The sequence below is a fragment of the Nocardia sp. NPDC003693 genome, assembly GCF_053981095.1.
The window spans coordinates 98,064-123,530 of record NZ_JBSFNO010000024.1 but is presented as its reverse complement, the minus strand read 5'-3'; the positions used below and the strand labels follow the sequence as shown (position 1 = coordinate 123,530).

Annotated in this window: 18 protein-coding genes and 6 tRNA genes; 7 read left to right on the top strand and 17 right to left on the bottom strand. The window is 66.8% G+C overall.

Going from position 1 to position 25,467, the window contains the following annotated elements:
* Positions 1–412: 412 nt before the first annotated feature.
* A complete protein-coding gene (locus ACWDOP_RS24935; protein ID WP_456346993.1) occupies positions 413–1,669 on the top strand; it encodes a hypothetical protein in 1,257 nt (418 codons plus the stop codon).
* A gap of 32 nt (positions 1,670–1,701) precedes the next feature.
* On the opposite strand, the gene ACWDOP_RS24930 is transcribed toward ACWDOP_RS24935, so the two are convergent.
* The 3 genes from ACWDOP_RS24930 to ACWDOP_RS24920 form a co-directional block, all read right to left on the bottom strand.
* Positions 1,702–2,460, bottom strand: a complete 759-nt coding sequence (locus tag ACWDOP_RS24930) for an ArsR/SmtB family transcription factor (RefSeq protein ID WP_456346999.1) — start codon at positions 2,458–2,460, stop codon at positions 1,702–1,704.
* Positions 2,461–2,556: 96 nt separating this feature from the next.
* On the bottom strand, positions 2,557–4,281 hold the full coding sequence (locus ACWDOP_RS24925; RefSeq protein ID WP_456346992.1) for an ABC transporter ATP-binding protein: 1,725 nt from the start codon (positions 4,279–4,281) through the stop codon (positions 2,557–2,559).
* Complete coding sequence (locus tag ACWDOP_RS24920; protein ID WP_456346991.1) at positions 4,278–6,086, bottom strand: ABC transporter ATP-binding protein; 1,809 nt, start codon at positions 6,084–6,086, stop codon at positions 4,278–4,280. The genes ACWDOP_RS24925 and ACWDOP_RS24920 overlap by 4 nt, the downstream gene beginning before the upstream one ends.
* 186 nt (positions 6,087–6,272) lie before the next feature.
* On the opposite strand from ACWDOP_RS24920, the gene ACWDOP_RS24915 reads away from it, so the two are divergent.
* Together ACWDOP_RS24915 and ACWDOP_RS24910 are read left to right on the top strand one after the other, a co-directional pair.
* Positions 6,273–6,992, top strand: a complete 720-nt coding sequence (locus ACWDOP_RS24915; protein ID WP_456346990.1) for a helix-turn-helix domain-containing protein — start codon at positions 6,273–6,275, stop codon at positions 6,990–6,992.
* A 285-nt stretch (positions 6,993–7,277) separates the two neighbouring features.
* Positions 7,278–8,033 (top strand): alpha/beta fold hydrolase, encoded by a 756-nt coding sequence (locus ACWDOP_RS24910; protein ID WP_456346989.1) that lies wholly within the window; start codon positions 7,278–7,280, stop codon positions 8,031–8,033.
* 16 nt (positions 8,034–8,049) lie between these two features.
* Here ACWDOP_RS24910 and ACWDOP_RS24905 read toward each other — a convergent pair whose 3' ends face one another.
* The 4 genes from ACWDOP_RS24905 to ACWDOP_RS24890 form a co-directional block, all read right to left on the bottom strand.
* On the bottom strand, positions 8,050–8,400 hold the full coding sequence (locus ACWDOP_RS24905; RefSeq protein WP_456346988.1) for a hypothetical protein: 351 nt from the start codon (positions 8,398–8,400) through the stop codon (positions 8,050–8,052).
* 65 nt (positions 8,401–8,465) lie between these two features.
* Positions 8,466–8,540 (bottom strand) — tRNA-Val (locus tag ACWDOP_RS24900).
* Between the two features lie 14 nt (positions 8,541–8,554).
* Positions 8,555–8,627, bottom strand: a tRNA-Gly gene (locus ACWDOP_RS24895).
* 107 nt (positions 8,628–8,734) lie between these two features.
* On the bottom strand, positions 8,735–10,357 hold the full coding sequence (locus ACWDOP_RS24890) for a protein kinase domain-containing protein (protein WP_456346987.1): 1,623 nt from the start codon (positions 10,355–10,357) through the stop codon (positions 8,735–8,737).
* Between the two features lie 290 nt (positions 10,358–10,647).
* On the opposite strand from ACWDOP_RS24890, the gene ACWDOP_RS24885 reads away from it, so the two are divergent.
* The gene (locus ACWDOP_RS24885; RefSeq protein WP_454202003.1) at positions 10,648–10,926 is read left to right on the top strand and encodes a hypothetical protein; all 279 of its coding nucleotides are present in this window, start codon (positions 10,648–10,650) and stop codon (positions 10,924–10,926) included.
* Between the two features lie 66 nt (positions 10,927–10,992).
* On the opposite strand, the gene ACWDOP_RS24880 is transcribed toward ACWDOP_RS24885, so the two are convergent.
* Entirely contained in the window at positions 10,993–11,544 is a 552-nt protein-coding gene (locus ACWDOP_RS24880) for a hypothetical protein (RefSeq protein ID WP_456346986.1), read from the bottom strand.
* 213 nt (positions 11,545–11,757) lie between these two features.
* Between ACWDOP_RS24880 and ACWDOP_RS24875 the strand changes: the two genes are divergently transcribed.
* Positions 11,758–12,774: a helix-turn-helix domain-containing protein gene (locus tag ACWDOP_RS24875; RefSeq protein WP_456346985.1), complete on the top strand. Its 1,017-nt coding sequence runs from the start codon at positions 11,758–11,760 to the stop codon at positions 12,772–12,774.
* Positions 12,775–12,777: 3 nt separating this feature from the next.
* Here the strand turns inward: ACWDOP_RS24875 and ACWDOP_RS24870 are convergent, their stop codons facing one another.
* The 5 genes from ACWDOP_RS24870 to ACWDOP_RS24850 all read right to left on the bottom strand — a co-directional run bounded on the left by ACWDOP_RS24870 (position 12,778) and on the right by ACWDOP_RS24850 (position 16,121).
* Entirely contained in the window at positions 12,778–14,340 is a 1,563-nt protein-coding gene (locus ACWDOP_RS24870) for a protein kinase domain-containing protein (protein ID WP_456346984.1), read from the bottom strand.
* Between the two features lie 129 nt (positions 14,341–14,469).
* Positions 14,470–15,783 carry a DUF2786 domain-containing protein gene (locus tag ACWDOP_RS24865; RefSeq protein WP_456346983.1) on the bottom strand — a complete coding sequence of 438 codons (1,314 nt, stop codon included), beginning with the start codon at positions 15,781–15,783 and terminating at the stop codon, positions 14,470–14,472.
* Between the two features lie 76 nt (positions 15,784–15,859).
* Positions 15,860–15,934 (bottom strand) — tRNA-Val (locus ACWDOP_RS24860).
* A gap of 22 nt (positions 15,935–15,956) precedes the next feature.
* A tRNA-Cys gene (locus ACWDOP_RS24855) sits at positions 15,957–16,027 on the bottom strand.
* A gap of 22 nt (positions 16,028–16,049) precedes the next feature.
* Positions 16,050–16,121 (bottom strand) — tRNA-Gly (locus ACWDOP_RS24850).
* A gap of 531 nt (positions 16,122–16,652) precedes the next feature.
* On the opposite strand from ACWDOP_RS24850, the gene ACWDOP_RS24845 reads away from it, so the two are divergent.
* A tRNA-Val gene (locus tag ACWDOP_RS24845) sits at positions 16,653–16,724 on the top strand.
* Between the two features lie 1,957 nt (positions 16,725–18,681).
* On the opposite strand, the gene ACWDOP_RS24840 is transcribed toward ACWDOP_RS24845, so the two are convergent.
* The 4 genes from ACWDOP_RS24840 to ACWDOP_RS24825 form a co-directional block, all read right to left on the bottom strand.
* On the bottom strand, positions 18,682–19,626 hold the full coding sequence (locus ACWDOP_RS24840; protein WP_456346982.1) for a hypothetical protein: 945 nt from the start codon (positions 19,624–19,626) through the stop codon (positions 18,682–18,684).
* A gap of 550 nt (positions 19,627–20,176) precedes the next feature.
* The gene (locus tag ACWDOP_RS24835) at positions 20,177–21,334 is read right to left on the bottom strand and encodes a hypothetical protein (protein WP_456346981.1); all 1,158 of its coding nucleotides are present in this window, start codon (positions 21,332–21,334) and stop codon (positions 20,177–20,179) included.
* A gap of 1,339 nt (positions 21,335–22,673) precedes the next feature.
* Entirely contained in the window at positions 22,674–23,591 is a 918-nt protein-coding gene (locus ACWDOP_RS24830) for an alpha/beta hydrolase (protein ID WP_456346980.1), read from the bottom strand.
* A gap of 133 nt (positions 23,592–23,724) precedes the next feature.
* Complete coding sequence (locus ACWDOP_RS24825) at positions 23,725–24,159, bottom strand: helix-turn-helix transcriptional regulator (protein ID WP_456346979.1); 435 nt, start codon at positions 24,157–24,159, stop codon at positions 23,725–23,727.
* Positions 24,160–24,165: 6 nt separating this feature from the next.
* Between ACWDOP_RS24825 and ACWDOP_RS24820 the strand changes: the two genes are divergently transcribed.
* Positions 24,166–25,446 carry an alpha/beta fold hydrolase gene (locus ACWDOP_RS24820; protein ID WP_456346978.1) on the top strand — a complete coding sequence of 427 codons (1,281 nt, stop codon included), beginning with the start codon at positions 24,166–24,168 and terminating at the stop codon, positions 25,444–25,446.
* Positions 25,447–25,467: the final 21 nt, after the last annotated feature.

The window sequence follows — 25,467 nt, the reverse complement described above, 5'->3', positions numbered from 1 at the left end:
CGGTCCGGAAGTCGCTGTACCGCAGCGAGTTCCGGCCCTTTCGGCGTTTCGGCGGGCCTCGTCCTTGGCCAACGAGTACATCGGCAATTCGAGCAGGTTCTCCACAGCAGCGGCGAGTGCTTTGGCAATGGTCGCGATCGTGGGCACCTCTCTCGAATTCATACCCCCATTCTACGCCTTAATAGCAGATATGAATAGCCTAATTCTGTTGGGAGGCAACACTATTCAGGCCAACATGATGATTCGGGCACGCTCTGACTACCTCAATAATCCTTTTGTCGCCCACCAATAACATCTCGCCCAAATCCGCCAAAAACCCTAGGGTCGCGATGTGCCATTACCCGAGTGCGATAACTCCCCGATCCCTGCTCCCGCAGAGCCGTTCCGTGCCGCCCCCGGCACCCTCCAGGGAATGATCCAGCGCGGTCACGGAGCCGCCCGCGCCAACGCCTCGGCCAACCCCCGCCCCGCCGCCGGCCACGTAATCGACTGCGTGATCCACGACCCCCGCTGGGATCACCAGATCGAGTCGCGCTCTTGGCTGTACGCAACCCTCGTAACCGACCTGGGTATCGCCCTCCCGGCTCTCCGCGCCGCGTACGCGACTCCCGCCGACCCTTCCGGCGATTCCGACGCCTGGCTCCTCGTCGGCGTTCTGGAGTGCCTGGCGCAGCGCGGCATCCCCGGAGCCGTCTCCGAACTACGCCGCTACCTGGCCACGGGCCGCGACCCGGAACTGGCTCTGAACTCTCTGATCCCCTTCGCCGATTATCCGGAAGCCGAGGGGCTCCCCGGCGACCTGCTGGACGTCGCCGACGACGAAACGCTGACGTCGATCCTGTTGTCGTCCTGGCAATTCCCCGATCTGTCCGCACACCCGTGGTCGAGCTGGCGGCGCGCCGATCCCCGCATGGACCGGGCGGCCGAGGCGGCGGAACGTGCTCGGGCACAACATCGGCGGGAACTTCCGCCCCGCGCGACTCGGCAGGCGATGATGCGTGATCGAGCGGTGCGGTTCGCGATCGACGCCGGATACCTCACCACCGCCGCCGCGGAGTCGGTCACCGAGGACCTGTGGACCCGATTACTGCTGGATTTCGCGTCGGTCCGGCTCGCCGACACCGACCTGCCGCCCGACGTTCGGCACTGGCTGCGTAGGCAATTCCGAAACCTTCGAACGCCGGATGCGCTTGCGTGGGCCCGTGCGACCGTGTTCACGGACCGTGACCACAACATCGTCGCGCTGGACACACTGGCCGCACTCGGCGAAGAATTCGACGCGCCACTACTGCTCGAACACCTGAAAGCGGCTGCCACCGAAGGTGATTCCGGCATCGGCGACCTGTGCGACGTCGTCCCCGCACTCGGCCGGCTCAGGTTCGCCGCCGCCCGCACGCCGATCGAGGAAGTGTTCGACAGTACGCCCTATTCGTATCTGCGCGAGCGCTGCGCGGGCGCGTTGAGCGCCCTGGCCCCGGACTTCCCGCGACTGCGTGCCGTCGAATGTCTGGACGACTGCGAATCCGGTACCCGAGAGATCGGCATCGCACATGCCGACCTCTCGAATCCCGCAGTCCGAGAACGCGTCACAAATATCGCCGCCGACGCCTCGGAAGAACCGGAAACCAGGCGGGCAGCCACCGCCCGCCTGGCACGGCACAACGTCTGATCGGCCCCGGTCCCAGGACGGCCGCGAGACCGCTACATATCCCAGGGCGCCTGCGGCAGCACCGCGCCGGTTTCGAGCAGCGACTTGAGATTCGCGAGCACGGCGGGCCAGCCGGACGAAATACCCTGCCGCATGTCCTCGTTCGGCAGATTCTCGTGCGTCACCGTCAGCCGGACGATGTCCTGGTGCGGCTCGATCAGGAACGTCACGACCGACGGATCACGGTCCTCGTCCAAAGAGTCCTCGAAGGTGATCACCAGGCGCTTGGGGGGATCGGTCTCCAGAACCTTGCCGATGACGTCGACCTTGTCGGTCCCGTCGACGCGGCGGTGCTCCCAGGTCGAACCCTGTTGCCAGTCGGACACATTCGCGTGTCCCCAGTACTGGGCGGTGAGGTCGGCGTCGGTCAGGGCCTTCCAGACCTGTTCGGCGCTCGCGCGAATGTAGGTGACATACACGTAGTTGGCTACTGCGGTGGTCATGGCGTACTCCTCTGCCTGATTCTTGATGCCGCGGATCGCGTCCAGCCGGGGCTGATCGAAGACGGATATCCACCGCATCTCGATGTCGTGGATCGGTGCCGGATTGATGTAGTGCACCCGCTCCCGCCCGCGCCGCAGCACGGTGACGAGCCCGGCGGCCACCAGAATGTCGACGTGCTGGGTCAGTGACTGCCGCGCCATGTCCACGCGCTCGCAGAGCTCGCGCAGCGTCTGCCCGTTCTGCTCCCGCAGCCGGTCGAGTACCAGCCGCCGGGTGGAGTCCGCCAACGCCTTGAAAACCGTGTCCATGTCGGGTTCGGGTTGCACTGGACGATAATGCAGGTATTTACCTGCATATGTCAACGATGTAGAGCAAAAGGCCAGCTAGAGGCTATGGGGAAGCCTCTACCCACCCGCCACATCCAGCTCCGGCGCCACCACCAGCCGCCAGAACTCCGCGTACCGTCCACCCGCCCGAACCAGCTCGTCATGGCTCCCCGCTTCCACGACCACCCCACCGTTGAGGAACACGATCCGATCGGCCTCCCGCACCGTCCGCAGCCGGTGCGCCACGACCACCACGGTTCGCCCCGCCATCAGCCGATCGACCCCCGCGTGCACCGCCACCTCGCTGACCGGGTCCAACGCCGACGTCACCTCGTCCAGCAGCACGATCGGCGCGTCCTTCAACAGCGCCCGTGCGATCGACACCCGTTGGCGCTCACCCCCGGAAAGCAGCGCGCCGCCTTCGCCCACCGCCGTGTCCCAGCCGTCGCCCAGCCGCGCGATCACCTCGTCGAGCCCCGCCGCACTCGCGGCCGCTCGCACCTGCGCGTCCGTAGCCTCGGGCCGGCCGAGCCGGATGTTCTCCGCGATCGTTCCGTCGAACAGGTACACGTCCTGGAACACGATCGCGATCCGCGCCATCAGGTCGTCGGCGCTCATCGAGCGGACATCGACCCCGCCGATCCGCACCGCGCCCGCGTCCACGTCGTAGAACCGCGCGATCAGCTGCAGCAGTGTGCTCTTGCCCGCGCCGGACGGCCCGACTATCGCGAGCCGGGTGCCCGCCGGGACGGTGAGCGACAGGTTCTCGACCACCGTCCGGCCGCCGCGCCGGAATCGCACCCCGTCGAACTCCACCTCGTGCGTGCGCGGCCGGATCGGGGTGTGCGGCTCCGGCAGCGGTTCGGTGCGCAGGACCGCGTCGAGTTTCGCCAGGACCGCACGGCCCGAGCGGAGCTGACTGCCGATGTCCGAGAGCGAGAGCAGCGGGTTGGCGCTGCGGGCCGCCAGCACCAGGATCGCCAATACCTCTGCCGCGCCGACGTTTCCGCCGACCGCCAGGTACGCGCCCAGGGCCAGCAGCGCGGTGAAGACCGCCTGCACCGTGAGCGCCGAGCCGAGCAGGCCGGGGACCGCCGACCGGATCGACCTCCGGCTCGCGCGCTCCACGCCGGTCAGGGCGTCGTCGAGCAACTCGAACCGTTCGGCCGTGCGACCGCCCGCGCGCAGAACCGGTTGTGCCCGAAGATATTCGATGACCCGCGCGGTCGCCTCCTGATCGCGCTCGTCGCGCGCGGCGTCGGTGGCGGCCATCGCCCGGCCGGTGCGGATCTGGATCAGCACCACGACCGGCGCGGCGAGCAACGCGGCCAGCCCGAGCTGCCACTGGTAGGCGAGCATGACGAGCACGATGGTCAGGGGCGTCACGCAGGCGGACAGGAACGGCCCCAGGATGTGGGCGATGACGCCCATCGACTGCAGCACACCGGCACTGGCCAGCTCGGACACCTCACCCACCCGGCGCGCGGTGAACCAGCCGATGGGCAGGCGCGCCAGGTGATCTCCGAGCCGGTGGTACACCCCGTGCAGCAGCGCCGTCCCGACCCGGAAGCCCGACAGATCGCCGCGGTAGCGCAGGATCGCGTACACCGCGACCGCGGCGGCGAAGGCCGCCAGCCACGGGCGGCCGTCCTCGGGACTGTCGCCGAAGAGCGCGCGCAGCAGGGGAACCAGGAACGCGTACGAGAGGCCCTCGGCGACCGCCGTCGCGGTCATGAGCACCAGGGTGTGCCGCAGCGGTCCGGCGTACCGATGGCCGAGCAGGTGCAGGAGCATGCGGATCATCGGGCTTCGCCTTCCTGGAGGTCGCCGAGCGATTCCGCGGCGGCGGCCGTGTGTGCACGGTGGAGTGCGGCGAAATCGCCGCGCCGGGACAGCAATTCGGCGGGCGCGCCCTGTTCGGTGATGCGGCCGTTCGCGAGCATCACCACGGTGTCCGCGCTGGCGATGGTCTCGAGCCGGTGTGCGATCACCAGGATCGTTCGATCGGTCAGCCCGGCCAGAGCTCGCCGGATCGCGCGCTCGGTCAGCGGGTCGGCGAACGAGGTCGCCTCGTCCAGTACCAGCACGGGGGTGTCGGCCAGCAGCGCTCGCCCCAGCGAAATCCGTTGTGCCTCACCCCCGGACAGTTCCGCGTCCGCGCCCAGGATCGTTTCGTAGCCGTGCGGGAGTTCGAGGATCCGATCGTGGATGCCGGCCATCCGGGCCACCCGCACCACGTCGTCGAGGCCGGCGTGCGGCGCCGCCAGCGCGATGTTGTCCGCGACCGAAGCGCGCAGCAGTCGCACGTCCTGGAAGACGAACGACACCCGGCGATACAGGTCCCGCGCGCTCAGCTCGCGCAGATCGACCCCGCCGAGCAGGACCGCGCCGTGCGTGGGATCGAAGAAGCGCGGCAAAAGCTGTACCAGCGTGGACTTTCCGCTGCCCGACGGCCCGACGAGCGCGGTCGTCGTGCCCGGCTCGAGTGTGAGGTCGATGCCGCGCAGGACCTCCTCGCCGTCGGTGTAGCCGAAGCGCACGTCCCGCAGCTCCACCCGATGTCCCCGCGGCACAGCGGGTCGCGTGGGCTCGGACAGCGCCGGCACCGCCAGCACGTCCCGGATCCTGCCGAGCGCGCGCCGCGCGGCCTGCAGATCGTCGAGGCCGTGCCCGAGCGCGGCCACCGGCGCGGTCAAACCGAGCCCGAGCAGCAGGAACGGGAGCAGATCCGCCGGGGCCAGGGAGCCGCCGGTGATGAACGCCGAACCGCCTGTGAGCACGACCAGCAGGACGAACGGCGGCGACAGCGCCAGCTGCATACCCGCCGCGATCAGCGACATGCCGAAGACCCAGCTGCGCAGCGTCTCGGTGAAATCGTCCGCGGCGGTGAGGAACGCGCGGTGCGCGCGCGAACCGCCGCCGAAGGTCTTGACCACGGCGATGCCCCGCACGAATTCCACGGCGGCCCCGGCGATTCGGGCCATGGCCGCGTCCATCTCGTGCTCCAGGCGCTGACGCTTCGGCGTCATCATGAGCGGTACCAGGGCCAGGGCGAGGCCGACGGGGATCAGGGTGATCAGGGTGAGCCGCCAGTCGATCGTGGCGAGATAGATCAGCGACACCAGCGGGACCACGAACGCGGAGACCAGTTCACCGGGCGCGTGGGCGATCAGCGGGTGGGTGGCGCTGACATCGCGGCCCACCATCGTGGCCAGCTCGCCGCTGCGCCGGCGCGCGAACCAGCCGATCGGCACCCGGCCCAGCTGCGCGGCCAGCCGCCGGCGCAGGCCGAGCTGCACCTCGGCGTCCAGCAGGTGCCCGAGACCCGCGGAGGCGGCGGTGAAGATCAGCCGGACGAGCAGCCCGCCCGCGCCGGCCAGCACGACAAGCCGGACGTGCCCGTGGTCGATCGGATCGGCGGACAGCAGGGTCCGGCCGAGTTCGGCGACCGCGAGCAGCGGTGCGAGACCGGCGATCGCCCCGATCACCTGGAGGATCAGCACCGCGGCGAAGCGCCCGCGATACGGCGCGAACAGCCCCTGAGTGTGCGGGGGCGGGTCGGGGGGAGTGAATCGGGTTGCCGGCCCGGCCTGTTCGGTGGTGGTCATCGCGCGGTCGCTCTCCTAGCGAACCGGCGGCGGTTCCGCGTGCGCGCCGATTCGAATCGTCCTGGGGGAGTGCGCCTGCGAGCCCGCGCTCCGCCGGGCCGTCCTGCCGACGGGCCCACCGGTAGGCTCGCAGGGGTGAGGGTCGGCGCGCTTTCGGAAACCTGCGGTTCGACCAGATTTCCCCGGGTGTGGATTCGGCCGGGCCACGCGGGCTACATCGGCCCCGAACTCGGCGTCGATCTGCACGCCCCCGCCGTCGCGGTGCTCAGCGTGGGACTCGACGCGCCGTTCGAGCTGGACACCGCCACCCACGCGCCGATCACCACCCGCAGTTGTTTCGCCCCCGCGCACACCCCGCATCGCGTCACCGTGCCCGGCGGCTGGATCCTGCTGCTGTTCGTGGATCCCGCGAGCACCCGGGCCTCGGCCATCGCGGGGGCGATGACGGCGTTCGACGAGCCGTACGGGCTCGGGCATCGCCACGAGCGCGAGCTGATCGAGCTGTGCGGCTCACCCGACCCGGATCCGGATCGCATTGTGGCCCGGGCTGTTTCGGGTTCGACGCCCGCCCCGGACCCGCGCATCGAGCGGGTCGCGGCCGCCATCCGCGACAACCCGGACCGGACCTACCGCGCCGAGCCGGTGGCCGCGTCCCTCGGCCTGTCCACCACGCACTTCCTGCGGGTCTTCGCCCAGCAGTGCGGGACGACGTTCCGCGGCTACCAGCGCTGGTCGCGCATCGTGCGCACCATGCGCGGCGTGGGTGCCGGCCACGATCTGACCCGCGCCGCCACCGACGCGGGCTTCGCGACCCCGTCGCATTTCAGCGAGACGTTCCACGCCATGTTCGGCATCTCGGCCACGGCGACGCTGCGCTCGGGGATCCGGTTCGACCTCGGCACGTGACACGGTGGCCCGGCACTGTCCGATTCCGCCACTCATGCCCGAAGTTGAGAACGCCCGCGCGATCACCGCGGCATGTACGGGCGTTCGGCACCCGATCACCGATGAATCTCCGGCGCTCGTGCCGTCTCATCTGTGATCGAACAACGATCCCGCATCGCTGACAGCCGGTGGGATGTCCGGGCACGGCGGTCCGCTCGGCCTACGGTGGTAGCCCGGGCGCGTCCGCCTCCGGAGCAGTCCCAGGGCCGCTGGGGCATGCGGCACGGCACCGAGAGAGGTCGGCGAATGACGCAGTCGAGCACAACACCCCTGTGGTACCGCGAGTACGGCGCGGGTGATCCGCTGTTGCTCCTGCACCCCGCGGCCGTCGATTCCCGCGCCTTCACCCCCAATGTGCCCGCCCTGTCCGAACACTTCCGCGTGTTCACCCCCGACCGCCGCGGCCACGGCCACACCCCCGACGTCGACGGCCCCCTGACCTTCGACCTGATGGCCAGCGACACCGTCGACTTCCTGGAACAGGTGATCGCGGCCCCCACAGCCCTTCTCGGCTACAGCGACGGCGCGACGGTGGCCCTGCTGACGGCCCTGCGCCGCCCCGACCTGATCACCCACCTGATCCTGGTGGCCGGGGTCTACCACCGAACCGGCTGGGCCCCCGGCGTTCTCGACAACGACCTGACCCCACCGGATTTCATGCGCGACGCCTACGCCGAGATCTCTCCCCACCCCCGCGCCCACTACGACACGATCCTGCGCAAGTTGGCCACCGAACACGCGACCGAACCGTCCCTGACCCCCGCAGACCTGTCAACCCTCCCGACCCGGACCCTGATCCTCCTGGGCGACGACGACGAGGTCCTCCCCACCCACGCCCAGTCCCTCTACGAAAGCCTCCCCGACGCCGAGCTCGCGGTGGTCCCCGGCACCTCCCACGGCCTCCTGTCCGAGAAACCCGCCCTCTGCCACGCGATCCTCCTCGACTTCCTGACCAACCCCCCGGTCGAGACTTTCGCCCCCATCCGCCGCAAACCGGCATAGGCCGCCGTACCGGTCATCATCCGCAGCAGAACGGATCCGTACAGGGATCCCCGACCTCGCTGCCGTACACCGCGAACCCCCTCACTCCGTCGAGCAGCCGCCGCGCCCCCGCCGGACCCCTCACCCAGCTCTGGAGGCCGAGTGGCTTCCCCCAACTCGGCGGCGCGCCTTCGATATCGAACCGCCGTACCCCGTCCACGAACAGCGTCCACATCGGGTGATCGGGAAAACTGTTGAGCCGCAACACCCATTCGTGCCCGTCCACCAGCGCGGCTGCCGGGAAGTGCACCGACCCCGTCCGCAACCACCGCGGCCGTATCCCCAACTCCGGCTGCGCGTCCGGGGCGGGCAGATCCTCTCGGCTCATCCCTCGAGTATCCCCTCCGAGAACAGCGGAAGGGCCCGGCGTGAACCGGGCCCTTCCACCAATGCTGGTGCGCGATACTGGGATTGAACCAGTGACCTCTTCCGTGTCAGGGAAGCGCTCTCCCGCTGAGCTAATCGCGCGTGTTCCCCCGTTGAGCGGATGACGAGATTCGAACTCGCGACCCTCACCTTGGCAAGGTGATGCGCTACCAGCTGCGCTACATCCGCTTGCTCGCCCGGGCTCGTGACCCGATCGGCTTGCGGGACAGAACTTTAGGGACAAACAGGGTCAAATAGCAAATCGCCTGTATACGGGGGTATTCGAGGCTCGCGGATCACCCACCCACGCACTGGCCGGCGGCGACCAGTCGCACGGCCTCGCGCACCACCGCGGGATCCTGCACCGGCTCGAGATACTGGGCCGCCTGGTTCTCCACGATCGCCAGCGCCCCGGCCTCGCCGTGCTGGCGCACGAGATCCACGTACCCGTGGCACTGCGCTTGCGCGATGGCGGTGATGTCCGAACTCGGCGGCAACGGTTCCGGCAGAGCGGTTTCGGTGAGCGGCTCGGTGGTCACCGGCGCGGGGATGGTCTCCTGCGGCACCGGCTCGGCCGCGGTCGTCTCGGGAATCGTGGCCTCGGGGGCGGTCGTCTCGGGAACCGTAGTCTCCGGCGCGGGCTCGACCGGCGGCACGGGCACGCCCGCGTCCGGCAGCGGCTCGACCGTGACCGGCGGCTCGGTCACCACCGTTTCCGGCAACGGCTCGGCGACGACCCCCGGTTCGGGCAGCACACCCTCGGGCAGCGGCTCCGCCGGAAGCGCCAGCTCCCCGGGCGGCAGCTCGGCGGACGGCGGATCGGTCACCGCGGGCGGCGCGATGATCTCGGTACTCGACGCGACCACGGACGTGGCCGCCGGAATGGCGACCCCCGGCCGATCGGTATCGCGATTCATCTCGACCGCGATCACCGAGACGATGCCGACGACCAGCACCGCCGCGGCCGCGCTCAGCATCACCCCGCTCCCGCGAAAAGCGTTGCGCTCCTGCGCACTGACCGCCGGTCTCGACGGCACGGGCGCGACCACCGGTACCGGTTCGTGCTGCCGGGTGATCCCGCCCAGCCCCGATGCCCCGAGCGAGGCTTCGGTCAACGCGGCCAGCGCCGCGTCCGCCAGGGCGCCGCAGCTCTGATACCGCTGTTCGGGGTCCTTGGCCAGCGCGGTGGCGAGCACCTCGTCGAACGCCGTGGTCAGATCCGGCCGCACCAGACTCGGCGCGACGGGCGCCACCCGCCGGTGCGCGATCTGCACCGCCTCCGGATCGGTGCGCGGGAAAGGCGTTCTCCCGGTGAGGAACTCGTAGAGTACACAGCCGAGGGAGTACACGTCGGCCCGGTGGTCGACCGGGAGATCGGGCGCGAACCGCTCCGGGGCGGTGTACGCGTAACTGGCGGTGCCCAGGTCGTCCAGCGCCCGCGCGATGCCGAAATCGGTGACCAGTACCCGGAGTTCGCCGCCGTCCTGGCGCACGATGAGATTTCCGGGCTTGATGCTCCCGTGCAGAATCCCCTCGCGGTGCGCGTGGTCGAGCCCTGGCGCGGCCGCCGCGATCAGCGTGACCGCCCGCCCGGGCGCGATCGGGCCATTCTCCAGCAACTGCGCCCCGTCGACGCCGTCGATGAACTGCCCGGCGATCCAGAGCTGTTCCTCCCCGGCCGCGCCGTAGTCGTCGACCGAGGCGATGTTGGGATGATCGACCCCGACCAGCAGCGCGGCCTCGCGCCGGAAACGCGCCCGGGCGCCGTCCCGGCCTGCGAAGTCGTCATCGATGACCCGCAGCGCAAGCAGCCGCCCGGTGTTCGAATCCCGGGCGGCGTACACCGCCCCCAGCTCACCCTCACCGATCAATCGATCAATGGTGTAGCCGGACAACACATCTCCGCGCAGCAGCGGCACGCGCACCTCCTACCATCCCGGGCAGCGGAAATGCAAACCCCAGGCGTAACGGTGCGGAATCCTACCCAGCGCCCCGGACATCGGCTAGGCCCTACCTGCTCGGTGGTCGGCGCTCGCCCTCGTGTCGTCCTGGCGTGTCGCGACAAACACCCGATAGCTCACAAACTGGCGTCCCGAAAATTGGGGTCTTCCGAAAACGCGATCTGAATCGATGCTCTTTCATATGCTCTGTCCGGCGGAGCGGGGAAAGCACCGCGAAGCCTCGGCTCGAAAGTTAAGAGGACAACTTCATGAAACGAACCATTCTCGTCGGTGTAGCCGCCTGCGCCCTCTTCGGAGGTCTCACGGGCACGGCTGGGGCGGAGGGGGTTCCACTCACCGCCTCCGAGGTCGACGCGGCCCCCGCCGACGTGCCCGTGACCACCGGTTCGGCGGAGGATCTGGGCAACGCGATCGGCGCGGGCTCGGTGAGCACCGGCAGCACCGCGGCCCAGCTGGGCAGCGCCTTCGGCAACGGGTACTGGGACGGGGTGCTCGGCAGCCTGTCCGCCAGCGCTTCCGCGCGCTGATCCAGGCCGGAACAGGGCAGGGCCCGGCGCTCGCCGGGCCCTCGAGATCCGTACGCGCACGAGGTTTCACACGATCGGAACGATGGTCGAGACGCCGGCGAGCGTCACCGCCGCGAGCATGATCAGCACGACGGCCGAGCCGCTGTCGGTGAGCCGGGAGACGATCAGCGCCGCTCCCACGAAGCACAGTGAGGGCAGGGTGGCGACGGCATAGAGCGTGCGTGCCAGCACCGCCGCGGCCGACACCGCCGCGAACCGAACCCCGTGCGGCGCGGTGAGTTCGCGAAGAAAGCAGTTCTCGTCCGTCCTCTCGGTCGGCTCGGACCGCGCCGCCCGCTCGAGCATCCGGGCGCACAGGCGCAGCACGGCGTCCTCGAGCCCGATGCCCAACTGCGCGGCCCGCATCCGGGCCATCTCCAGAGCGAAGCCGTCCCCGGCGGGAGCGGGATCGCTCAGGAATTCGTCCAGCACCATTCCGCTGATGGCCTGTTCGCGATCCAGAACCCGATCCGGAAGCCAGCTCAAAACCCATTTCCCGCCCGCCGCGGTCGGAATGTAGTGCGCGGTTTCGGGTGTGGTGTCACTGGTGATCAACCACTCGGTTATCTTGAGCGCCATAGTGTTTCACCTCGGTCGTTTCTCGATCGGTACACCTGCAAATCTAAGATCGCGAATCGGTGGCATCCACCGAATTGCCTGCCATCGTGGGGCAATTGCCGGGGCAATCTGCCAATTGTCAGGCGCTGTCCCGAATCATCCGAACCCTGGTGGCATCTCCTGCCACGAACTACGCTCGAATGACACACCGTGGGCATCGGTAAGGGGCCGGGGATGGCACGCGCTGGTTCGGTCGGCGAGCCGATCGGGGAACTGATTCGCAGACTCCGCAGGGAGCGCGGCCTGACGCAGCAGACGCTGGCAGAGCGAGTCCAGTGCTCCCGCAGTCTCATTCAGCAGATCGAGAGCGGCGCCCGGATTCCCCAACTGTCCCTGCGTGAGCGGCTGAGCCTGGTCCTGGGGGTGAGCCTGCCCGCCACCGGCCGCGTCACCCATCCGCCGGACGCCGTGGACGCCGGATTGGACGCTCTCCGAATGCGATTCAACGTCCTGCTCGGGCGAGACCCGGCCGCCGCCACGCGGGCACTCGACATCGCGCAGAGTTTGATCGAGGCCGAGCAGGCGCCCGCACCCCTGCACGCCATCGCCGTCCGGCAGCTGCACCGCGCGGAAGAGGCGCTGGCGCAGGTGCCCTCGAGCAGCGCCACCATCTGGGAATGGAACACCGCCAGCGACTGGCTCACGATTCTCCAGCAGGCGACCCGATCGGTGCACGCGGTCCACGTGGCGGGCCTGCGGTCGATCGGGGGCGAGGTAGGCGACGCCTATCACGCGGCCATGGTCGAGATCGCCTCCCGCAGCGGCGCGGCCCGGGTCGACCTGCGCCGGATCTACGTCCTGGACGCCATCGAGGAACTGTGGCCGTACGAGGACATGCTCTGGCGACTCACCCGCGCCGGCGTGGAGAACCTCATCATCAAGGGCGAGCACGCCCGCGGCGCGACCGGCATGTTGATCGTCGACGACCGCTATCTGGCGCTGGGCGAATACGACCATCGCCGCGAAGGCCGGGTGGCCACCCGCTTTTCGGCGCTACGTCACGATGTCACCTTCGGCAGTCGCCGCTTCGACAAGCTGTACGACCTGAAGCGTTCCGGGGCCGCGCTCTCGGTCGACCGGGTGATCGGCGCGGCGCCCTTCACCAGGTTCGAGCGGCTCGGCGACGCGAACTGTCGCGAACTCTTCCGCGCCGCGCTCACCGAATCGTGGGCGGCCATCCCCGATCTGTGATCGCTACCCGCACTGCCCGGCGTCGGAGAGCCGAATGGCCTCCTGCAGCACGGCTCTGCCCTGACCCGGCGCCAGGGTCCAGTCCGGCTGACTCTCCAGGACCGCGAGCGCCCCATCGGTCCCGTGCTCGCGAACCAGGGTGATGTAGCCGGGGCACTGGGCGCGAGCCATCGAATCGATGTTCTGCGCGACCGGAACATCGGTGGTGGCGGGCGTCGTGGGCTCGGAGGTGGGCGCGACCGTCGGCATCGGCTCGGCGCTGACCGGAACCTCGGTCACCGGCGGCGCTGTCGTCTCGGTGAGAGGCACGGGTGGCAGCGAGGATTCCACGAGCGAGGGCACCGCCTTCGCCGCGTACGCGGCCGACACCGGGGGAGCGGTGGTCGGCTCGACTGCCGCGGGCGCGGTGCTCGAGCTGCTGGTGGGCGTCGCGGACGTGTTCACGGGCTGGGCGACGGCCTGATCCCGCCCCGGATCCATCTCGATGGCGATCAGCACGAGCGTGCCGACGAGCAGGACCGCGCTGCCGGCGGCCGTCAGGATCCGGGTGGTGCGGGAACGCTTGGGCGGGGCGGGGATCGGTTGCCTCGCGGGCTGCGGCGGGGTGTCGCCGGCTGCCGGGGAGGCAACGGGTACGACGGGTGCGTCAATGCTGGGCACCGGTTCGGCGGGGGCCTCGATTGCGGAATCCGCGCCGGCCGCTCCGGAATCGGCGATGGCCACCGGGGCGGGCCGCCACATCGGCGCGGCCGGAGTCAACGTCGCGGACGCGGCCTCGGCGAATGCCCGGCAGGTCGCGAAGCGCTTGCCCGGATCCTTGTCCAGCGCCGTCGCGATCACCGCGTCCAGCCCGGCGGGCACGCCCCGCAGCGTGCTCGGTGGAGCGGGATCCGTGCCCAGGTGGGCGGCCATGACCGCGGCCGGATCGGCGCGCGGGAACGGCGTACTGCCGGTGAGTAATTCGTAGAGCACGCAGGCCAGTGAGTACACCTCGGACCGTTCGTCCGGCACTCCGCCGGAGAATCGCTCGGGCGCCGCGTAGGCGAAGGAGCCCGAGACGTCCCGGGCGGCATCGCCGAAGGCCGCGGCGAGCCCGAACCCCGTCATCGACACCCGATCATCGCGGCCGACAAGCAGATTCGACGGCCGGATGTCCCCGTGCGGAACACCCGCCGACCGGGCGTACCACACCGCCTGCGCCGCCGCCGCGATCAACGCGACCGCACGGCCCGGATCGATGACCCCGCGCGTGAGCAGCTGCCCGGCGCCGACACCCTCGACGAGTTCGCTTGCGATCCACAGCGGTTCATCGACAGGCGTTCCGGTGGCGAGCACCCGCGCGATGTTCGGGTGGTCGAGCCGCGTCGCCGTCCGCGCGTAGCTCGCCCACGCACGCGCGCCGGCAACGGATGCCGCGACCCGCGCAGCGCACACGTCGTCGAACACCTTCAGCGCCACCAGCTGGTCGCCGGCATCGCGGGCCAGATACACCGAACCCGTGCCGCCCACCCCGAGCCGGCGCTCGACGGTGTACCCGGCCACTACATCTCCGCGCAGCAACGGCACGCGAACCTCCTACCGCTCGTCGCCCCGGCAGACTTCACCATGGCATGACGGTGCGCAAGCCTACCGAGCAGTCTGCACAACAGCGAACCTCGATCCCGATCAGCGCGAATGGTCAAGGGGGAATACCGTCTAGCCCTCTATCGGCCGCCGCGAGTCGAGCCGGGCGCGGTCGGCCGCCGCGCGACCGGCGTCCCAGCCCTCCGCGCTGCGAATCGCGATGCCCCGGCTGCGACTGCGCGGGAACAACGCCTCGAACGCGGCGTTCACCGCGACCTCGTGCGAGGCCAGCACCGGCAGGAGTCGTTCGGACTCGGCCGATTCCGCGATGGTCGCCGCGGTGGCGGCGGCGAGCCGCTCGCCGATCCGGGTGGCGTACGAGACCAGGAACGCCTTGCGGAAGGCCCGGCTACGCGCCTGATCGCTGCGGGAATCGGTGTTCCCACTGGCGATCATGGCGCGGGTGGCCTGCACCAGCAGCGAGGTGGACAGCAGTTCCACCGCGTCCAGGTCGGCGTCGTCACCGACTATGGTGACGAATCCCCAGTCCGAGGCGAAGATCGCGCGGCACCGGTTGGCCGTGGCGACGACGTCGATGAGCAGCGCCTTGGCGTCGACGTAGGGCGTATCGAGCCAGATGCGCCGCGCCCCCGGCAGATCCGGCGCCGCGGTGTCGGCGTCGACCAGCACCCGGTCCAGGGCGTACTTGGTCATCAGTTCCTGCGCCTTGGCCGAGAGTGCTTCGGCCTCTTCGGGAAACGACGTCGACTCGGCCTTGGCGAGCAGCCCCCGCACGCGGCTCAGGGCCTTCTCGTCGATGTGGTGCGGCGTCTCGGTCCGCGGCCGCGCCGAACCCGGCAGTGCCCGAATGCGTTCCATCCTCGGCAGCGACACCAGCAGCGCGAGCGCCTCGACGACGGTGGTCAGCGCCTCCTCGCGCGTGAGCATCTGCTCGGCCGTCCACTGCTCGAAATGCGTGTCCGTCCGCGACCACCGGATCCGCGCGTCGATCTCCTCGAGCTGCGCGAGCCAGGTCTCGTCGACGGTCTCGCGCGCGAACGGCTCGCTATACACGGCGATGAAGTCCCGCAGCAGTCCACGCGCGAACTCGTCGACCCGCCGCCGGGCGGCCTGCCACACGTCCGCCGGCAACCAGCCGTTCTCGAAGACCAGGGTGATGACGCGCTGCCCCGCCAGTCCGACCGCGTGCGCGACGTCGTTCGCGAGCTGCTCTTCGCCGGCGAGCTGCGCTCCGAAAGTCCGCGCGAACACCGCCCCCGAGTTCCCGAGCCGAACCACCTGCAAAGCGACCTCGACGAGCGCGTTGGCGAGCTCGGGCGCGGTGGGCGGCCGGTCCTCGCCCCCGTTCAAAATCGCCCAGAATTCCGTCCCGCCCTGCCGGGCGGCCAGCTTGGCGGCCCGATGCTTGCGATTCGGCTTGGCCACGGTCGGGGGTTCCTGTCCTGGTGCGAGCCCGGAATACAAAAAAGACCCGGTGTGAACCGGGTCCTTCTCGCTGTTCTGGTGCGCGATACTGGGATTGAACCAGTGACCTCTTCCGTGTCAGGGAAGCGCTCTCCCGCTGAGCTAATCGCGCTTGCTTGGTGCCTCTTACTAAGAGGCGGCGACGGGAATCGAACCCGTGTGCACGGCTTTGCAGGCCGTTGCCTCACCACTCGGCCACACCGCCAACCCAGGCCGGTTGGCCTTCGAGCGGATGACGGGATTCGAACCCGCGACCCTCACCTTGGCAAGGTGATGCGCTACCACTGCGCTACATCCGCATTCTGTCCCCGGCGCCTCTCGGCTGTCCGGCTGACGAGAAGAACATTAGCCGACGATGGTTGCGGACAACAAATCGCCTGGTGAAAGGGGGTAAATGTGAACTACAGGGGTGTAGTTCGTGACGTGTGGGGGTGGGGTTGGGCCCGCCGGGAATCTGCGGGGGTGGTCGGTGCTTGCGGGTTCTCCCGCCCGCGTGGGCGGAGGCGCGGGTTGCGGCGCGGTCGGCGCCGGCAAACTCGCAGCCGCCGTAGGGGTAGTTCGCCGCCACGGCTCTGTCGCCACAGTTGCTGCTGCCGTGGGCGGCTGGATCGGGCACGGCTATCCCTGTGTCGGGCTGCCCGCTGGAGGGGAGGCTTCGAGGTGGGCACTCCGGACATGCCGCCCTGCCCGGTGTGTCTCCCCGGTAGGAGGTCGGTTTTACGCCGTTGTGCACGCGATTTGGTGTGACGCCGGGGGTGCGTGTTAATGTTCTTTCTCGTTCGGACCGGCACAAACACCGGCCCCGGACACCCGCCACAAGGCACCCGCACGGTCTCATAGCTCAGCGGGAGAGCACTCGCCTCACACGCGAGGGGTCGCTGGTTCGATCCCAGCTGGGACCACAGTAAAAAGCAGGTCAGAGCCCTAAAGGTCTCTGACCTGCTTTTTTTCGTGCCACATAGGTCGGCAAAAACGGGGTCGGCGGCCCCGGGAAGTGATTTCACGGCGGTTCGGTCTCATCGCGGTTTGGGAATCTCCGATCGCGATCTGGGTCTGCCCGCGGAGGCGGTAAGCCCTGAGCTGTGCTGCCGGGCAAACGACACTCGGACACCCCCAGGCACGAAAGCCGTGACCTACTTGTACGTCGTGCTGTCGATCTACCTACCTGCGGGCTCAGTTGCTGATCGCACTTTGGCGCGGCGAGGGAACTGGCGATGATCCGTAGATTTCGAATGCAGACGTAAAGCGCTTCCCCGGGGATGGAGTCTATGGGATCGCTTCCTCGGGAGGCTGGTCGGAACCAGCGACCACGATCGGTCGTTATATGCCTCGAAAAGTTAAGCGAGAGAGGTCAAATGGGCAAGCGGAATACTGAACCAGGCCGGTCGGAGATGTTGGCCGATCGAAAGGCGCGCCGAACCGCACGACGCGAGGCGGAGGGATTGCCGCCGCTAGAGACGATGAGCAAGGGTGCGAAGCGGCGCGAGCGGCAGGAGGCAAGGGCGGCGCAACGCGTAGCCCAAGGGCTACCACCGACGAAGCCGCGCAGCGCGTACGAAACCTACATTGCGTCGTCGTGGTGGGTGAACCGTAGGCGCGACTACTTCACCAAGCATGAGAAGAAGTGTGCGGGATGTGATGCTAGGGAAGGGATTTCGCTTCATCACAAAACCTATGCCAGGAAGGGTGCTGAGTTGGACAGCGACCTAGTGCCGGTCTGTCAGCCATGTCACACTGCAATTGACGCCTACCATAAGGCAAAACAGTCGGGCAGTCTTGCCGTGAACACGGATATCGTTCTCGCACATGTTCGGACCACAGGGGAGCCTGGTGCCCACCCATTGGAGACCCCATCGCAGCGCGAACGCCGACGTAAGAAGGCCGCATCAAAGGCTTTGTCCGGTTCCAAGCCTCGACGTAGCACGCGAGGAGAAGAGTACGACGTATATATTGCATCGGATGTGTGGGCGCAGCGGCGGCGCGAGTATTTCAAAACTCATGAGAAGAAGTGCACCGGGTGCGAAACTACTCTGGATATCACGCTGCATCACAGGACGTATGTCAGGTCCGGTGCTGGTCGCGAACTGGATTCCGACTTGACTCCGGTGTGCCGGGCTTGTCACTCAGCGATTCACTCGTACCACAAGCTGAAGCTCGGACGGTTGGAGGACGCAACGGACACCGTAATTGAGTACATCCGCGTCACAGAGCTGGCGGGCTCGTACCCTGATATCAAACAACAGCGGCGCGTGCGGAACAAGAAGCGCAACAGCAAGACTCGGATCGCTACGGCGAAGAAGGGCTGAACTCCACAGTATCTTTCGTACGGACGAGTGAGGCTTCGCTTCGCACTTTTGGCTTGCACGCCCGTAAGCGCCTGTGGGTAGACTGCTGTGCGACTTCCGCCTGTCGGGCAGCGATCGCGTAGACCTACGCAGCGGGCTCCACCAGCGCCGAAGAAGCTTTCCCGCCTCAGTGACAGCGTTGCGCGGTGCTGGTCACTCCCTGAGCAGTGGTCTGCGCTGTTGTCCAGCAAGGTCGTACACGCCTGGCTGGGACTGGCGGTACGGCGCCGTCACCGCTGTGCCTGCCGTAGCTCGTGACCTCGACTACGACCGGGGTGGGTTCGAATACTGTTTCTATTCTGTTATTCCAGCACCACCCGAGATTGCCGACGCAGCGCCACGCCGAAGGAATGTGCTGGCATGTATGTGCCCGCCATGAGCCCCATCACGGACACTGCCGTGCTATCGGTGCCCCAATTTCGGTGTGTGGTTCGCCGATTGGTGCCCGCTGCAGCGATAGGTAAAATCGAAGGATCTAAAATCGAGAACCTTCGTCCAGGCTCTATGGAATAGCTCACTCGGCATGTGGCACTCGCACCACGATAATGCCTGCGACGTTTTCGGGCATGTTCATTGCGAGGCGGTCCTGATCGTAGCCCCCGCTCATGATACCGAGGACATACGGAGGCGGCGCTTGCAGCAGAGGTTCGAGCGTGTGCGCGAAGTACCTAAGACCCCAGTGTCCAATGTCGTCGGGGAAATCACCGAAGACCGAGCCAAGTCGGTCATGGTCCTCATTGTGGTTCCTTGTGAGACTAGTTGATACTGCGGCGAACTGGTTGTTGCGAGCCCTCAACACTAAGTCGATCATAGAACGAGTGACTGCTCGCGTTCCGTCCTGTTGGGTTCGTAGGAAGTCAGACAGCTCAGGCGGGAGCTGATTTCTGAGCGCGGGGCGGAGCGGTACGCTGGCCGGGGAGCCTGTCCAGAGATCCTCCAACGCCACAGACTGCCTATAAGTCGACGTCGCGTCGTAGACGAACCGTTCGTCGGCAAGTAGTGCCGGCATCAGGGAGACGGTGCGCTTTATACAATGAATGCAGCGCACGCGCCGGTGAATGTCCGTGCAGGACTCCCACTTTCGGTAGTCGCCCGTTCCGAGGTAGAGCGCGTATACCGGCAGGAGACCCAGCGCGGCTGCAGCGGAATGAAGCGCCTCGCGTTGCGAGCTGTAGCCGAAGTCGAAGTTCCATGCGGTGTTGGTCACGGTTACTCGCTTCGCCTGAACGAGCATTCCATAAGCGCCCGTACTATCCACCCACCACCAGACCCAGTCCGCACCACTCAGAGCTTCGGCTGGTTGAGTAAACGGAACAACGTTGACTGCCCGCGCGGTGTGGGCTGTCACGATCTCGGTGATGGTCGTCTCGCCCCACCTCAGATGCGCCCGCTCGCACACCGCCATGTGTCGAACGGCTTGTATACGGGCCCATCTGAACGCTTTTGGGACGGTCGTCATGGTCACATCTTCCTGCGTCAAGCAGCACGGGGTCCGGCGCGCAATGCTCTCTGTGGTGATCGCTTGCCACTTCAACGTAGTGACAGCCCGAGACTGGGACAGGGTCAATCAGTGCCGGATGGAAGATCCGCGCTGCCTTGTAGAGTGCTGCCACCGGCGATGATGGGAAGAAAGCAGTTGGGTTGGAAAGCTGGGCAAACAGTGTTGTTGGCTTCAATTTCATCGATGGGCCGAACCGCATGGACATTTTCGCTGTCGATGCCAGTCGGGATGTCAAGACTGCGGCGAGCTGGGTAGGTTGGGCTGTCTGCGACGAGTTGGCGGCCAGCAATTCCAAGGCAGACGTGACTATCAGTCTGTCTAGGCAGCGCAAAGCCTCCGAGGCCGCGATGTGGGTAGCTTTTGCGGCAGAAGAACTTTGCTCATGCTATAGGTAGCGAACGTAATGAGTGCGGTTCCTGGGACTGATCGGCAGTCATCGGAATTTGTCTAGTTCCCGCCGAAGTATCGACCATCGCTCTGCAAGCACCTGACAAACGAGAGCGTGGTCTCACGCTGTAAGCCAGTCGCGTCGAAAGCGCTCACGATCAGTGATGGGGCAGTGGGACCATACCCATCCTGCAACGCCGGTTGCCATCGCGATCGCATGCTCGGACAAGTTCGACACGGCGGCAATCAGATCGTCTTTCGAATGGTTCTCTACGATCGCCGTCGTGCTCCTGGGAGGGACATGGCGGATGTGGATAATATCACCGATCACCTGGTAGTCGTAGTGGGCAGAAGCATTCCGGAAGATCGGCCGGATGTTCTCAGCCAGCGCCGGACATTCGGATGCCAGTGTGCTCCGAACCATGCTGAACGGAGCTCTTCCTGCGGTGCTGCGGTCGAGTACGGAGATATCGCCGCGTGCTACCTTCAGCGAGTCGAGCACGAGGTTTCCGTAGGCTCGGTAAGGACCTTCAACCAGTTTGGCACCGACATCGAGCAGATCGTCGACCCATCCTAGGCGAGTTCGGTCAGCATCGAGTATTAGTGTCAGTCGCTCGTGCTGCACGATCAATTGGCGCCAGGCAATAGAGCACGTCTCCAAGAATATGTCGAAGTCGCCAATCCAATGGGTGGTTGTGGCGGTGGCATTGTCGAACGCAGTACGAACTGCAATCGATCGGCGTTCGCGCCGCTGTGGATCGTGCATCCCTCGGGCAACAGCCGCGATCGGGATCAGCGGCCGAAGCATTACGGAGTCTCGCTTGGCTACAGTGGCTAGTTCGGGGAACACCGAGACAAGGGCGGATCCGCTCGAAGTGATGTCGATTGGATTCATGAGCTTGAGGCCAGCAACGATCGTCTCTTGTGCCAAGTCTAGCTCCGCTTGGCCGCGGCGCATTCGTTCCTGCGCGACTTCCACGGTTGGTGCGCTCAGCGTTGTGCAGAAACCAACCGCAGCAGCGCCGAAGTGTAAGACTCCACTGGTCAACACGCGGTGTGTGGAGAGGAGAGCTGGCGGAGCCGGAACGGATTTGAGTTCCGCTGCGACATCCAGCATTTCGTTAACCAACGTCAGCAGGTTCGTCCACGCGGAGATTGTCTCGGCGGCATTAGGTTCGTCGAAGTCACCCTCGCCCATGCGTTTCGGAAGTCGATCGGCCCAGTCGAGAGCGGATTCTACGGCCTTCATCTGCCAACGTCGAAAGTCCTCGGTCGCCATGCGATCGCCGCTATCGGTGAACGCCAGAGTCTGTACGTACTCGAGCCGTTCTTGGAGCCGGACCAGGTCATCCCCGTAGTGCTGTGCACGAAGGCTTGCGGCTCGATCAACAAGCTGCAAGTCAGCCCCGCATGCGGTGCACTGGTCTGTCGATCCTCTCGCAGTCCCAACAATCTGCCCGCAGCCGTCACATCCAAAGACGGTGAACCGAATTTGAAACCCGTTGGCAGGCTTAGGCTGCTGACCGGATCGTAGTTCGTTGGAGCCGCAGATTGCGCATTCGCTCAGGTTGTCGCTGGTCAGTCCGCTGCCACATGTTGCGCAGTGCTGCATTCGGTATGCCTCCGGGCAGTCTCGATTTCACAGGATGCCCGCTGTTGTTGATCTGCGCGACAGGCCTCCGATCCAGGTCGCAGTCTAGTCGCATCAACAGCTCGTTTGCGGGCAGTGTCGGCCCAGCGCTGACTACCTGAACCGAAGTCCCGACGACCACCAACGAACTGAGGATGACTCCGAACACCGCGCGGAAGACGTCGTTGAAGTGCGGCGGCGATGAGGACCGGTGTCGCGCGCGGCGCGGGAGACGCCATGCCCGCGGGATACCGCGGTGCCGGCGTGCACTATCCGAGCCCATCGAATATATTGGCGGTAGCTGGTCGAGGTCTGTTCGCCGAACAACCGCAGGAAGTGGGAAGTGGACAGACCCAGTTCCGCCGCATGGGCTGCAGCGTGATGGGACAGCGCCGGATCGAATCAGACCAGCTTCCAACGGGATTCGTGATTATTCATCCTGGATGCGGCCTCGTGGTCGAGTGATCTTCTTCCGGAACAGTTCGATGTCGTCGACATCGCGGAGCGCTACTGGGTCGGCAACGAGAACGCGGTCTGCCTCGGGCAAGTGCGAGATCCGCGCGGAGGCAACGACTGCGGATATCAGTGCTGCATCGAGCGTCCGCAATCGCTCCAGGAGCAGAGTCAGTGCTGCTACATAGTCCGAAATTGCGTGGGCGAGAACTGCCAGTGACTCGCCCGCCTGCGCTCTCCAGAATCAAGCTCAGCTCGCGGCCGTCGGTCTCGATACGGAAGTCCGAGTTCAGTTCGATGCCAGCATCGTCAGTTGCGTGGATCGTCGGGGACGTCAACTCAAGCTCCTGTGTTTCGAATCAGTGTCTGATCGAAACCTGCACTGCGGCAGTGAGACTGGAGTCTTCGAAGATCGCGGGAAGGGGTTGGAATGCTGGCGAAGCAGGGTGAGGCGTACTCGACAGCGGCCCGTTCGGATGCTGCGTGGCCGTGAAATGCGCATTCGCACCGAAGGGACAGCTGGGCCGCGCGCCAGTCAGATTGTCGGATTCAGCCGCCGGTCGAGCCACGTTTGGATGTCATGGACTGCCGCCTGTGCCATCCGGGTCGGGTGGCCTGTGAACCCGTGGGGTGAGCCGGGATAGACACGGAGATCGACATCCGCCCCGGCGGCCGACAATCGAGCAGCCATGGCCAGATTGTCGTGAAGCAGAATGTCCTCGTCTCCGACGACCATGAGGACCGGCGGCAGGCCGGACAGGTCGGCGTAGATCGGGGAGATGTCCGGGTGTGTGCGATCCGGAGCCGAGCCGGAGTAGGCGGCGAGGAAGTACTCATCGGCGATCAGACGTCCTGCCGGTGTCTGTGCACTCAGGTCGTAGGTTCCGAACTGCAGTACGGCGCCGGTGAATTCGTTGACCCCGCGATCGCGCAGGCGCAGCAGAGTCGTCATCGCGAGTGTCGAACCGGCCGAGAACCCGCCGACGGCGAGCTTCGTCGTGCCGAAGCGGTCCTGTGCGTTCTCGACGAGCCAGAGTGCGGCGGTCTCGCAATCGTCCGGAGCGGCCGGCCAGGGATGTTCGGGGGCGAGGTGATAGTCGACGCTGACAACCGCGACGTCGAGGGCGTCGGCGAGGCGGCGGTTCGTGACGTCGCTGCCGGCGGCCGAACCCATGTAGAAGCCGCCGCCGTGGAGTTCCAGGAACACGCCTTTTGGCGCGGCGTCCACCGGAGTGTGGATCCGCACCGGGACGGTGCGTCCGTTTGCGGTGGCGAGCTCCTCCGCGGGCGGCGGACTCGCGAGGGCAGGCTTGGCGGCGCCGGCCCGCATCGCGCGCAACTCCTCCGCGCCATTGGGACCTCTTCCGGCCGTGCGCTTTTCGTAGAACGAGCGTGAGTCGTCAACCAGAGGCAAGAGGCGAGGATCGATCAGATTGGCGAGTCCGAGGTCCATGGATGATCACCGTACGGATCGCCAGGCTCCTCGGCATCGCGGCCCCTTCGGCACGGCCGATTCGGCAGGTTCGCGACGGCCGGGAGTGCGGACTGACACGTCGACGGGCGAACCTCGAAGCCCATGACGCTGATTACCCGAACTGAAGACCCGACCCCACCAACGAACTGAGGGTGACCCCGAACACCGCCCGGAAGACATCGCTGAAATGCGAAGGCGACGAGAACCCGGCATCGCTCGCCGCGCGGGAGAAATCGCAGCCGCGCGATACCGCGGTGGCGGCGTGCACTATCCGAGCCCACTGGATGTATCGGCGGTAGCTGGTCGAGGTCTGTTCGCCGAACAACCTCAGGAAGTGGGAAGTCGACAGACCCAGATCCGCCGCATGGGCCGCAGCGCGATGGGCCAGCGCCGGATCGGCGCGAATCAGACCGGCCACCAACGGTATTCGTGCGTCGATCGGGCGACCGTCCGGCAGACTCGCCAATCCCAGCAAGGTTTCGACGTCGACCGCCCCGCGGGAAACCGCGTCGACCAACAATTCTTCGCGCGGGTGGCCGATTCCCATGGGCCCGTGCATATCCCGCAGACTCGCGAAATCTCGGGCGGACCGGTTCGCTGCGGGATCGAAATAGCAGAGCAGTACGCAATCGCCGAGCGCATGGACCCGATGGGTCGTCCGCGCCGGAATCACCGCGCTGCCGACAGCGATATCCGGCAGTCCGTCGGCCTGCAAAACCACCGGCGCGTCCACACCGACGACGAGCTGCGCGGTCGCGGTGGAATGGAAGTCGCCCCTCGGCGGCGGACCCAGATAGAGGCAGTGCCCGTCCCGCACCCATGCCATGGGTGTCACGACCGACCACACGTTTCTGGAAGCGCCCCACCACCCATGACTGTGACGATACGGGCGCGCCCGACACGGTGTCGTGGGCGGTGGGAGAGGCAGTTGGGAGAGGCAGTGATGGAGTCCGAACCAGATGCGTTGCGCCGATGGCACAACGGCGGCGAGATGATCGAACTGACTGTTCGCGGGGCACGGCGGCGAGTATTCGTCCGTGTCTCGGGCAGCGGGCCCGCGCTACTGCTGATGCACGGTTTTCCGGCGTCGTCGTTCGAATGGGCGGAGCTGGAACCGGAGTTGGCCCGGCGGCACACCGTCGTGGCCTTCGACTTCCTCGGCTACGGCGCGACCGAGAAACCGGCCGATCACCGGTACAGCATTTTCGAGCAGGCGGACCTGGTCGAGGCTCTCCTGGCCAAGCTCGAAATCCAGGACACGTCGGTGGTCGCTTACGACTATGGCGGGATCGTCGCCGCCGAGTTTGTGGCCCGCACCGTCAAGACATTCACGATCACGCGGTGTGTGCTCTTGAACCACGGGTTGTATGCCCGGCTGTACCGCCCGCGACCCATTCAGAAGCTGACCCTTTTACCCGGCATCGGCAAATTGCTCGCATACGCGCTCAACGAGCGACTGTTCATCCGGTCGTGGAGCGAGGTGTTCTCGGATTCGCACCCGTTGGACCCCGCCGTTGCGGCGCTGCACTACCGAGCATTGCGCGCCGGTGCTCCCGGCCGGGACATTCACCGTCGCCTGCTGCGGTACATCCCGGAACGCGCGGCGAACCGTGAGCGCCTCGAAACCGCTATGGCCACCACCGATGTCCCGCTCTCGTTCCTGTGGGGGATGCGAGATCCGGTCTCCGGCGCGGCGATCGCCACCGAACTACGGCGCGAGCGACCCGATACCGACTTGGTCGAATACGCCGACGCAGGTCATTGCCCGCACCTCGAAATTCCCGACCGCGTCGCCGCGGACATCATCGCGCGGACGGCGCCCGCTCGACCCTAACGGCGCCTGAACCACGAGACC